This window comes from Nocardioides sp. B129/18 (genome assembly GCF_055282735.1).
Map to the genome: position 1 here is coordinate 12,471 of NZ_JBUZJI010000037.1, position 10,746 is coordinate 23,216.

The following is a 10,746-nucleotide window of genomic DNA, read 5'->3' on the forward strand; positions in this document are numbered from 1 at the left end:
ACCCCCGACTGCGGCTGCTGGGCCGCGATCCCTCCTGAGGAGGGTCCCGCCCGTCGCCGCAGCCCGATAGGCTGACTCCCGGTGTGCCGGGAAGTCTGGTCGGCGTCGTTCGCCCGACCCCTCACCACGTCTGGAGCCGCCCGTGGTCGTCCGCCGCACCGCCGCCCGCACCGCCCGCCTGTTCACCCGGGGCACCTACGGGGAGTCCTCGCGCATCGCCGCGGTGCTACGCGCCGAGACCACCGGCGGCGTCCTGCTCATCATCGCGGCGGTGGTGGCGCTGGTGTGGGCCAACAGCCCCTGGAGCTCGGCCTACGACGACCTGCGCGACCTCACCGTCGGCCCGCACGCCCTGCACCTCGACCTCTCGCTGGGCACGTGGGCGGCCGACGGCCTGCTCGCGATCTTCTTCTTCGTCGCGGGCCTGGAGCTCAAGCGCGAGTTCGTCGCCGGCGACCTGCGCGATCCGCGTCGCGCCGCGCTCCCGGTGGCCGCCGCGGTCGGCGGGATGGTGACGCCCGCGCTGGTCTTCGTCGCCGTCAACGTCCTCGGCGACGGCGACCTGCGGGGCTGGGCGATCCCCACCGCCACCGACATCGCGTTCGCCGTGGCCGTGCTCGCGGTGATCTCCACCCACCTGCCCTCGGGACTGCGCACCTTCCTCCTGACGCTGGCGGTCGTCGACGACCTGCTGGCGATCACGATCATCGCGATCTTCTACACAGCCGACCTCCAGCTCGTCTGGCTGGCCGGGGCCCTGGTGCCCCTGGCGGCGTTCGGGGTGCTGGTACAGCGGCGCGTCCATCGCGGCTGGCTGCTGGTGCCGCTGGCGCTGCTGACGTGGGGGCTGGTGCACGCCAGCGGCGTCCATGCGACGGTGGCCGGCGTGCTGCTGGCCTTCACGGTGCCCGTGCTGCGGCGCGACCGCGACGACCACCGTCCCGGCCTGGCCGAGCACCTCGAGCACGTCGTGCGACCGCTGTCGGCCGGCGTCGCGGTGCCGCTCTTCGCCTTCTTCGCCGCCGGCGTCACGATCGGCGGCTGGTCGGGCCTGGTCGACTCCTGGCGCGACCCGGTGGCCCTGGGCATCATGGCCGGCCTCGTGGTGGGCAAGACCGTCGGCATCGCGGGCTCCACCTGGCTGCTGGCCACCTTCACCCGCGCCGACCTCGACGACGAGCTCTCGTGGATCGACGTCGTCGGCATGGCGATGCTCGCCGGCATCGGGTTCACCGTCTCCCTGCTCATCGGCGAGCTCGCCTTCGGCTCCGGCAGCGTGCGCGACGAGCACGTCAAGGTCGGCGTGCTGACCGGCTCGCTGGTGGCCGCCGCCCTGGCGTCGCTGGTGCTGCGGATGCGCAACCGCACCTACCGACGCCTGTGCGACCTCGAGGACGTCGACGAGGACGGGGACGGGGTGCCGGACGTGTATCAGGTCGCCCCGGAGGGTTCTGTAGGGTCGGCGTCGTAGTCAACGGCGAACGGAGCCCCCGCATGTCCCTCGACGAGGCCAAGGACACCGACCCCACCCTCGGAAGGCTCGTCCACGACATCCGGGCCGACCTGACGCTCATCGTCCAGAAGGAGATCGAGCTCGCCAAGCTCCAGGTCGTCCCCGGGGTGAAGTACGGCGGCATCGGCGCCGGTCTGTTCGCCGTCGCGGCCTTCCTCGGCGTGATGGTGCTGATCCTGCTGTCGGTGACGGTGGCCTACTTCATCAACTGGAACGGCCACGGCCTCGCGCTGCACTGGGCGTTCCTCATCGTCACCGGCTTCTACGCGCTGCTGGCCGGCGTCGCGGTGCTGGTGGGCGTGCGCATGGTCAAGCGGGTCAGCGGCCCGAGCCGGGCGATCGACCAGGCGCGTGAGATCGGCCCGGCGATCAGCCGCGAGGTGGCCTCGCCGTCCGAGCACGGCGTGGCGGTCCCCCGCGTCTGAGGTCTCGCCTCAGCTGGCGCAGCCGCCCGTCGAGACCGTCTGGTCGGCGGCGCGGCCCTGCCGTGCGCTGCGCGCGGCCTGGTCGGCGGTGAGGGCGTAGCCGGTCTGCGGATCGGTGACCGACGCGGCGAACACGACGCCCGCGACCTCGCCCGCAGAGGTGAGGATCGGGCCACCGGAGTTGCCCGGTCGCACCAGGCCCCGCAGCGAGAACACCTCGCGGATCACGGTGCCGTCGCCGTAGATGTTCGGCGAGCGCAGCCGCTGCTCGGCGCGGATGCGGCCGGCGCGGGCGTCGAAGGGTCCGTCCTGCGGGTAGCCGAGGATCGCGACGGGGTCCTTGGCGGCGGCCGAGCGGTCGAAGGCCAGCGGACGACGGTCGCCTGAGTCGAAGGCGATGACGGCGAGGTCGACCTGCGGGTCGTAGTAGACGACGCGCCCCGGCTCGGTGCGGTCGCCGACGATAACGTCGGGGTCCATGACGCCGGCCACGACATGGGCGTTGGTCATGAGGCGGTTCGGGGCGTAGACGAAGCCCGAGCCCTCGACGCCGCGGCCGCAGCGGTTCGTGCCGCGCACCTTCAGGACGCTGCGCTCGGCCGTGCGGACGTCGGCGCGGGCCAGCATCCGGCGATCGCCCGGCGCGACCTCGACGATGCGCTCGGGCGCGAAGGGCTCGAGGTAGCGGGGGAAGAAGCTCTCCCCCACGACGTCGTTGAAGGAGCGCAGCAGGCTCGCGGAGTCGCGCGGCAGGACCTGGTCGACCTCGCCCAGGACGGTGGAGCTGCGCACCAACGGCGTGACGCCGGCGATGCGGGAGCCGGACACGGCCACGCCGAGCGCCCACGCCACGAGCAGCACCGCGACGGCGCTCAGCGCGGCGCCGCCGATGGCGTCGAGCGCCCGCACCGGCTGCCACCGGATGTGGGCGCGCGCCTTCGCGCCGAGGTACTGCAGGCCGGCCTGGCCCAGCGAGGCGCAGAGGATGACGATGAACAGCGCGCCCAGCGAGACCGCGAGCGAGGGTCGCGCGGCGCCCAGCGCCAGCGGCGCGAGCCACACGCCGAGCGCACCGCCGACCAGCAGGCCGACGGTGGCGAAGGCGCCGGTGACGAAGCCCTGCCAGTAGCCCGAGACGGCATAGGCCAGCACCAGCAGCACCAGCAGCCAGTCGAGGAGGTTCACGCAGGTTCCTAGGGTGGTGTGGGGCTCAGATGTCCTCGACGGGGAGGTCGTCCTCGTCGGGGATGGGCCGCGGATCGGCGGCCAGCATGTACGACGGGAGCTCCCGGACGCGAGTCTCGTCCCAGGGCCGGGTCCAGCCGAGATGGTCGAGGAACCGGGCGATGATGCCGCCGGTGAAGCCCCAGAGGATGACGTCCTTGCGCGGTCCGATCAGGAAGCCGGGACCCAGGAAGCCGCGCGGGTGTCGCACGGTGATGCGGTGGGCGGGGTCGACGAGCTCCTCGACCGAGACCCGGTGGAGGGCGTGGACCTCCTCGGGACTGCGGATGCCGACCTCGCTCGCGCGCGCCCACCAGCCGAGCACCGGCGTGACGGCGAAGTTGCTCGGCGGGAGCCACAGCTGCGGCAGCCGACCGATGACGTCGACGGCCGACGGGTCGAGCCCGACCTCCTCCTCGGCCTCGCGCAGCGCCGCCTCGACCGGGCCCTCGCCGGGATCGAGGCTGCCGCCCGGGAAGGAGACCTGGCCGGGGTGCGAGCGCATCGTGTGGGAGCGCTCGGTGAGCAGCAGCTCGGGGCCGCGGGCGCCCTCGGAGAAGAGCATCAGCACCGCGCCCTGCCGCGCGGAGCCGTCGGCGGGCGGGAGGAACCGCGTCAGCTGCTCGCCGGTGATGCTGGCGGCGCCGTCGCGGACGACGTCGAGCCACGCGGGGGCCGCGCCGGGGGTGGCGTCGGCGCTCACAGCGCGATCCCGAGGTGCTCGCGGACGAGGTCGACCAGCTGCTGCACCGAGGTCAGCTCGACGGCCTCGACGCGCCTCACCCGGCCCTGCGCGTCGATGAGGATCGTGGTGGGCAGGCCGATGACGCGCGCCGGCCGGGCGCTGGCGAAGACGCCCTGGGTGTCGGCGACGAGCGGATAGGTGACCTTGCTGCGGCGGGCCAGCGCCATCGCCGACTCGGTCTGGGGGTCCTGGAAGTCGACGCCGAGCACGCCGACCTTCGCGCCGTAGCGGCGGTGGAACTGCTCGAGCAGCGGCATCTCGGTGCGACACGGGGCGCAGTAGGAGGCCCACACGTTGACCACGAGCGGGCCGCGCAGGCGGGCCATCTCGACGCCGCGTCCGCCGCCGAAGCACGGCAGCGTCTCCTGCGGCAGCCCGCCCTCGACGGCGGCGTCGGGGGTGGCCGGGCAGGCGGCGATGCCGGCGGCGGCCTTCTCGCGGCGCAGCGTCGGGGTGTCGACGTCGATGGCGGCGGCCCGCGGGGCGCCGGTGGTGGTGACGTCGGTGCCGGGGGCGCACGCGGCCAGCGGCGCGAGGAGCAGCACGGCGCCGAGCGCGGCGGCCAGCCGCGCGGACCTCACGCGCGGCCCTCCGTGCGCACCAGCTTCTCGGCGACCTCCGGCTCGGTGGGGCCCTCGCCGTAGGACGGGCACCAGCGGGCGATCGGACAGGCGCCGCAGGCCGGCCTCTGGGCGTGGCAGCGACGGCGTCCGTGCCAGATGAGGTGGTGGCTGAGCATCGTCCAGTCACGGCGCGGGAACAGCGCCCCGATGGCGTGCTCGACCTTGACGGGGTCGGTCTCCTCGGTCCAGCCGAAGCGGCGCGCGAGGCGGCCGAAGTGGGTGTCGACGGTGATGCCGGGGACGTCGAAGGCGTTGCCGAGCACGACGTTCGCGGTCTTGCGGCCCACGCCGGGGAGGTCGACGAGGTCCTTCAGGCGCCCGGGCACCTGCCCGTCGTGGTGCTCGACGAGGGCCGCGGAGAGCTTGAGCAGCGACTCGGTCTTGGCGCGGAAGAACCCGAGCGGACCCACGATGCCCTCGAGGGTCTCGCGGTCGGCCGCGACCATCGCGCGGGCGTCGGGGTAGGCGGCGAACAGCGTCGGGCGCACGGCGTTGACGCGCTTGTCGGTGGTCTGCGCGGAGAGCACCGTGACGACGAGCAGCTGGAAGGCGTCGTCGAAGTCGAGCTCGCAGTGCGCGTCGGGATAGGTCTCGGCCAGGACGCGGTGCATCTTGCGGGCCCGCCGCACCAGCGTGGTCGGCGGCTTCTCGTCGACGGGGGCTGCAGGCACGTCGGCCAGCCTACGGCGCGGCACCGACAAGCCCGTCGCGCCCCCGCAATCCGCGGCCGATCCGAGGACGCGCCCGCCCCAAGCGCTGCTGTGAGCAATTCCACTGGCTAGGATCGCCTGCGGCAGGTCCTCGCTCCCACGCGAGCGGCCCCGAACCGAGATGGAGGCACCCGGTGGACAACGACGTGTTGCGTCAGGCACCGCTGTTCAGCGCTCTGGACGACGAGGCGGCCGCGGCGCTGCACTCCTCGATGACCGAGAGCCGACTGCGACGCGGCGAGGTGCTCTTCCACGAGGGCGACTCCGGCGACAAGCTCTACATCGTCCTCGACGGCAAGGTGAAGCTCGGCCGCACCTCCGTCGACGGCCGCGAGAACCTGCTGGCGATCCTCGGCCCCGGCCAGATGTTCGGCGAGCTCTCCCTCTTCGACCCCGGCCCGCGCTCGGCCACGGTCACCGCCGTCACCGACACCACCTTCGCCTCGCTGTCCCACGAGGACCTCCTGCGCTGGCTCGAGGGTCGCCCCGTCGTCGCCCGCGGCCTGCTCGCCCAGCTCGCCGGCCGCCTGCGCAAGGCCAACGACGTCGTCGCCGACCTCGTCTTCTCCGACGTCCCCGGCCGCGTCGCCAAGGCGCTCCTCGACCTCGCCGACCGCTTCGGCCGCACCGCCGACGACGGCGTCCACGTGCACCACGACCTCACCCAGGAGGAGCTCGCCCAGCTCGTCGGCGCCTCCCGCGAGACCGTCAACAAGGCCCTCGCCGACTTCGCCTCCCGTGGCTGGCTGCGCCTCGAGCCCCGCTCCGTCGTCCTGATGGACGTCGAGCGTCTGGGTCGCCGCGCGCGCTGACGCGCCGTGCAGGTTTCCCCGGTCGACCGGGGAAACCTGTCGTTGTCAGGGGAAGTCTCCCCCGACAACGGCAAGTTTCCCCTGACCTGATGACCCCCGCGGATCACCTCGACGACGTCTAGGTCGATGAGGAGGTGGTCGAGATGACCGCGACGAGCGAGCGCGAGGCCGCGTTCGAGGCGTTCGTCCGAGCCCGGACGCCGCAGCTGAGCCGCGCCGCGTACCTCCTCACCGGCGACATCCACCTCGCCGAGGACCTCCTCCAGCACGCGTTCGTGCAGACCGCCCGGCACTGGGAGCGCATCGAGGGGCGCCCCGAGGCCTACGCCCGCCGCGTCCTCTACACCGCGAACGTCTCGTGGTGGCGCTCGCGGCGCCATGTGGCCGAGCAGCCGCTCGAGGCCTGGCACGACCGGCCGACGCGCGGCGAGGACGTCGAGCTGCGCGCCGACCTCGTCCGGGCCCTGGCGCGACTGACCTCTCGGCAGCGCACCGTCGTCGTGCTGCGCTACGCCGAGGACCTCACCGAGGCGCAGGTGGCCGACGTGCTCGGCATCCGCCCCGGCACGGTCAAGTCCATCGCCCGCCAGGCCACCGCGCGTCTCCGTGCGCTCGCCCCCGAGCTGGCGCCCGGCGCCCTCGACCTCCAGGAGGACCTGCGATGAGCGAGGACCTGCGCGAGCGGCTCGACGCCGTCCCCGTCCCGACGCTGAGGATCGGCGATGATCTCTGGCGCCGGGGCCGACGCCGCCGCCTGCGCGACCGCGCTGCGATCGGCGTCCTGGTGCTGGCCTTGCTCGGCGGCACCGCCGGCCTGGTGGCCGGCTGGCACGGGACGTCGCGCGCCGAGGTGGCCGGCACCGGCGACGTCCTCGGCGTGCCCGACCACCTCCACGCGATCCCCGGCTTCCTCGGCCGGCGACAGGCTGACGGCGGCTGGCGGGGCGGCAGGCGCATCGAGAGCGATCTCGAGATCGGTCGCGGCGCGGCCGCGTGGCGCACGCTGGACGGCCTGCCGGTGGTCGTCGGCGCCGACGACGGCGCGTACCACCTGCTCGACCTCCCCGACTACCTGGGCGCGAACCGTCTCGGCGACGGCGGGCTCGTCACCCCGACGATCACGCTCTCCCCCTCGGGTCGCTACCTCGCCTACTCCTGGGCGACCTTCGGGCCGGACGCCGCGACCGCCCCGATCCCCAGCGGCGTCAACGTCCTCGACCTCACCGACGGGGGCGTCGTCGGCTACCCGCTGCGCGGCGAGGAGGGCACGGCGGTGTCGGCGATCGCGTGGTCGCCCGACGAGCGCTGGATCGGCTGGGGCGGCGTGCGGCTGGGCTCGTGGACCGCCGAGTCGATGGGCAGCCTGAGCGGGGTCGCCGGCCGGATCGATCTCGCCTCCCGCCGCACCCCTCGGGCCTATCGCGTCACCACCGACCAGCTCGCCGTCGGCATCACCGACGCGGGGCTCACGCGCGTGACCGGCGGCGGGGCGGCCTGGATCATCGACGACCGGGGCCTGCGTCGCAACCGCGCGGTCGGCCCGATCTCGGCGATCGGCACCCGGCTGATCCCCGATGCGACCGGTGCGCGCTTCGCGATGGGCGTCGTCGCCTCGCCAGCGATCCGGATCATCCCTGCCGATGGCAGCGCAGACTCCCGCAGGATCCCTCTCCCCGACGACGGCCGAGGCCTCGGCCGGCCTCTTGCCTGGGTCGACGAGCAGCACCTCCTCGCCGTCGTCGACGCACCCGACGGCACGAGCGCACGGATGATGGTGCTCGGCGCCACCAGCAGCCGCCTCGTCGGTCGCATCGACGGCCAGGCACCGGACTCGCTGAGCATCGCCACCGACCTCGTGACGCCGGATCGCGTCGTCGTGTCCCGTCCCGCGCCCGACTGGCCGTGGTCGGACGAACGCAGGGTGTGGACGGTCGTCGGCGTCACCGTCGGCCTCGCGCTGCTGGTGCTGGCGCTCGGCCGACTGCGCGGCCGGCGCCGCTCGTCGCGGCCGATCGACGTCGATCCGCGCTGATCAGGACAGGCAAAGCCTTCCGATGACGGGCGAGGCTTCGCCCGTCATCCGACGGTTTCCCCGGTCGACCGGGGAAACCTGCACGCCCCTATCGCCCCAGATACGCGAGCTGCGCACGCACCGACAGCTCGGCAGCACCCCACAGCACCGGGTCGACGTCGGCGTAGACGATCTCGACGACCCGGCGGGGCAGGTCGTCGGCGGCAAGGGTGTCGGAGGAGGACGCGGCGAGGGAGGCCAGCGCGGCCTCGACCTGGGCGAGGCGGTCGCGGCGGTGGGCGCGGTAGTGGTCGAGGGCGGCGAGGGCGTCGGAGATGACCGGGCCGTGGCCGGGCCAGATGCCGGCGAGCTCGCGCTCGGAGGCCAGGGCGTGGAGGCGGTCGAGGGAGTCGAGGTAGGCGCCGAGGCGGCCGTCGGGGTGGGCGACGACGGTGGTGCCGCGGCCGAGCACGGTGTCGCCGGTGAGCACGGCGGCGTCGGCGGGCACGAAGAAGGACAGCGAGTCGGCGGTGTGGCCGGGGGTGGCGACGACGTGCACCTCCAGGCCTTCGACCTCGACGACGTCGCCGTCGTCGAGGCCCTCGCCGCCGAGGGTGAGCGCGGGGTCGAGGGCGCGGACGCCGCAGCCCATCCGCTCGGCGAAGGCGCGCGCGGCCTCGGCGTGGTCGTGGTGGTGGTGGGTGAGCAGCACCAGCCCGACGGAGCCGTCGGCGGCCTCGGCGATCGCGTCGAGGTGGGACTCGATCGCCGGCCCGGGGTCGACGACGACGCTGCGCCGCGCACCCGGCTCGCGCAGCACCCAGGTGTTGGTGCCGTCGAGGGTCATCATGTCGGCGTTGGGCGCGAGCACGCAGCGCGCCCGCTCGCCGAAGACGCCACCGGTCCAGGAGCCCAGCGGAGGGACGGGCGGGGGCACGGGGGTGCTCACGAGCGTCGCGCCGCCACGAGCGCGCGCATGCGGTCGGGCATCGACAGCGTCCAGCCCTCGCCGAGCGGCTCGACGCTGGGGCAGAACATCGCGGCGGTGCGGCCGGCGGCCTCGGCCAGCACCGCGTCGGGGTCGGCGAAGGAGCCGATCTCCAGGCACGTGAGGTAGGTGGGCGGCATCATCGCCAGCGTGCCGGCATCGGCCTGGTCGGCGGCCTGCCGTGCGGGCAGCCAGGTGACCGAGGACGACTCGGTGGAGACGTCGCGCGTCACCTGGCCCTCGGGCAGCAGCGCCACGAAGAACCAGGTGCGGTAGCGCTTGGGCTCGAAGACCGGCGTCAGCCAGGCGTCCCAGACCCCGAGGAGGTCGGTGCGCAGCACCAGCCCGCGACGGATGAGGAGGTCGGTGAGGGCCAGCTCGCGGCCCTCGAGGGCGACGCGGTCGGCCTCCCAGTCCTCCGCGGTGGTGTCGGCGACGACGGCGTCGGCCGACGGCCCGGCGAGCAGGACGCCGGACTCCTCGAAGGTCTCGCGGACGGCGGTGCACACCAGCGCCCGCGCCAGCTCCTCGCTGCAGCCCAGGCGCTCGGCCCAGACGGCGGGCGAGGGCCCAGCCCAGCCGACGCTGGCGTCGAAGTCGCGCGGGTCGACCCCGCCGCCGGGGAAGACGGCCATGCCGCCGGCGAACTCCATGGAGACGTGACGACGCAGCAGGTAGGCCTCGGGGCCGTCGGCGCCGGGCCGCATCAGGACGACGGTGGCGGCGTCGCGCGGGGCGGCCGCCTCGCGCTCACCGGACTCGAAGGCGCGCGCGGTCTCGACGACGGCGTCGGGCAGCGGCACCGGGGGCAGGGGGATCCGCACGGGTCAGTCGACCTCGACGATCAGCTCCACCTCGACGGGCGCGTCGAGCGGCAGCACCGGGACGCCCACGGCCGAGCGGGCGTGGACGCCGGCGTCGCCGAAGACCTTGCCGAGCAGCTCGGAGGCGCCGTTGGCGACGCCGGGCTGGCCGGTGAAGTCGGGGGTGGAGGCGATGAACGCGACGACCTTGACGACGCGGCGCACGCGGGAGAGCTCGCCGATCTCGGCGCGGACGGCGGCGATGGCGTTGAGGACGCACTGCTGCGCGCAGTCGTAGGCCTCCTCGGCGGTGACCTCGCCGCCGACCTTGCCGACCGCGATGAGCTCGCCGCTGCGCATCGGCAGCTGGCCGGAGGTGAAGACGTGCGAGCCGGAGCGCACCGCGGGCACGTAGGCGGCCACGGGCTTGGCCACCTCCGGCACGGCGAGCCCGAGCTCGGCCAGGCGCTCCTCGGGGGTCGCGGTCATCGGCTCAGCCCTCGATCGGGCGCTTGAAGTAGCCGACGAGGTTCTCGGGGTTCATGCCCGGCGCGATCTGCACGAGCTCCCACCCGTCGGCGCCGAAGTTGTCGAGGATCTGCTTGGCCGCGTGCGTGAGGATCGGCGCGGTGAGGTACTCCCACTTGGTCATGCTCGGCACCCTACTCGGGCCGTGAGCCGGCTCACGGCCGGGCACGGGCGGCGCGCTCAGGGCGCGGCAGCGGCCGCCTTCTGACGCCGCCAGCCCAGGTTCGTGAGCACGACGCCCGCCACGAACACCACCGCGCACAGGCGCGCCAGCCACACCCACACGCTGTCGGCCAGCAGTCCGGAGCCGACGAGGGCCTCCACCAGCCCGAGCCCGCCGCGGCGGCTGGTCCGGCCGGACTCC

14 protein-coding genes are annotated in these 10,746 nt (G+C 74.2%); 5 read left to right on the forward strand and 9 right to left on the reverse strand.

What is annotated here, in order from left to right:
- The first annotated feature begins 142 nt into the window (after nt 1-142).
- Complete coding sequence (gene nhaA / locus ACZDWJ_RS18550) at nt 143-1,471, forward strand: Na+/H+ antiporter NhaA (RefSeq protein WP_463523454.1); 1,329 nt, start codon at nt 143-145, stop codon at nt 1,469-1,471.
- A 23-nt stretch (nt 1,472-1,494) separates the two neighbouring features.
- Nucleotides 1,495-1,938: a phage holin family protein gene (locus tag ACZDWJ_RS18555; RefSeq protein ID WP_463523456.1), complete on the forward strand. Its 444-nt coding sequence runs from the start codon at nt 1,495-1,497 to the stop codon at nt 1,936-1,938.
- A gap of 9 nt (nt 1,939-1,947) precedes the next feature.
- Here the strand turns inward: ACZDWJ_RS18555 and ACZDWJ_RS18560 are convergent, their stop codons facing one another.
- The 4 genes from ACZDWJ_RS18560 to nth are packed head-to-tail and all read right to left on the reverse strand — an operon-like array spanning nt 1,948 to nt 5,141.
- Nucleotides 1,948-3,123, reverse strand: coding sequence for a MarP family serine protease (locus ACZDWJ_RS18560; protein ID WP_463523458.1), 1,176 nt, complete (start codon nt 3,121-3,123; stop codon nt 1,948-1,950).
- Between the two features lie 25 nt (nt 3,124-3,148).
- Complete coding sequence (locus ACZDWJ_RS18565) at nt 3,149-3,865, reverse strand: NUDIX hydrolase (protein WP_463523460.1); 717 nt, start codon at nt 3,863-3,865, stop codon at nt 3,149-3,151.
- Nucleotides 3,862-4,488: a TlpA disulfide reductase family protein gene (locus ACZDWJ_RS18570; RefSeq protein WP_463523462.1), complete on the reverse strand. Its 627-nt coding sequence runs from the start codon at nt 4,486-4,488 to the stop codon at nt 3,862-3,864. The genes ACZDWJ_RS18565 and ACZDWJ_RS18570 overlap by 4 nt, the downstream gene beginning before the upstream one ends.
- The gene (nth, locus tag ACZDWJ_RS18575; protein ID WP_463523498.1) at nt 4,485-5,141 is read right to left on the reverse strand and encodes an endonuclease III; all 657 of its coding nucleotides are present in this window, start codon (nt 5,139-5,141) and stop codon (nt 4,485-4,487) included. Before nth ends, ACZDWJ_RS18570 begins: the two co-directional genes overlap by 4 nt.
- Nucleotides 5,142-5,374: 233 nt before the next feature.
- Between nth and ACZDWJ_RS18580 the strand changes: the two genes are divergently transcribed.
- The 3 genes from ACZDWJ_RS18580 to ACZDWJ_RS18590 all read left to right on the forward strand — a co-directional run bounded on the left by ACZDWJ_RS18580 (nt 5,375) and on the right by ACZDWJ_RS18590 (nt 8,084).
- Nucleotides 5,375-6,052, forward strand: coding sequence for a Crp/Fnr family transcriptional regulator (locus ACZDWJ_RS18580; RefSeq protein ID WP_463523464.1), 678 nt, complete (start codon nt 5,375-5,377; stop codon nt 6,050-6,052).
- Between the two features lie 143 nt (nt 6,053-6,195).
- Complete coding sequence (locus tag ACZDWJ_RS18585) at nt 6,196-6,717, forward strand: SigE family RNA polymerase sigma factor (protein ID WP_463523466.1); 522 nt, start codon at nt 6,196-6,198, stop codon at nt 6,715-6,717.
- Nucleotides 6,714-8,084: a WD40 repeat domain-containing protein gene (locus ACZDWJ_RS18590; protein ID WP_463523468.1), complete on the forward strand. Its 1,371-nt coding sequence runs from the start codon at nt 6,714-6,716 to the stop codon at nt 8,082-8,084. Before ACZDWJ_RS18585 ends, ACZDWJ_RS18590 begins: the two co-directional genes overlap by 4 nt.
- A gap of 88 nt (nt 8,085-8,172) precedes the next feature.
- Here the strand turns inward: ACZDWJ_RS18590 and ACZDWJ_RS18595 are convergent, their stop codons facing one another.
- The 5 genes from ACZDWJ_RS18595 to ACZDWJ_RS18615 form a co-directional block, all read right to left on the reverse strand.
- Entirely contained in the window at nt 8,173-9,012 is an 840-nt protein-coding gene (locus tag ACZDWJ_RS18595; RefSeq protein ID WP_463523470.1) for an MBL fold metallo-hydrolase, read from the reverse strand.
- Nucleotides 9,009-9,875, reverse strand: a complete 867-nt coding sequence (locus tag ACZDWJ_RS18600) for an NUDIX hydrolase (protein WP_463523472.1) — start codon at nt 9,873-9,875, stop codon at nt 9,009-9,011. Before ACZDWJ_RS18600 ends, ACZDWJ_RS18595 begins: the two co-directional genes overlap by 4 nt.
- 3 nt (nt 9,876-9,878) lie before the next feature.
- Entirely contained in the window at nt 9,879-10,343 is a 465-nt protein-coding gene (locus ACZDWJ_RS18605; protein ID WP_463523474.1) for a RidA family protein, read from the reverse strand.
- 4 nt (nt 10,344-10,347) lie between these two features.
- On the reverse strand, nt 10,348-10,506 hold the full coding sequence (locus ACZDWJ_RS18610) for a DUF4177 domain-containing protein (RefSeq protein WP_153321726.1): 159 nt from the start codon (nt 10,504-10,506) through the stop codon (nt 10,348-10,350).
- Between the two features lie 56 nt (nt 10,507-10,562).
- The coding region (locus tag ACZDWJ_RS18615) for a hypothetical protein (protein WP_463523476.1) at nt 10,563-10,746 on the reverse strand (184 nt) is incomplete at its 5' end.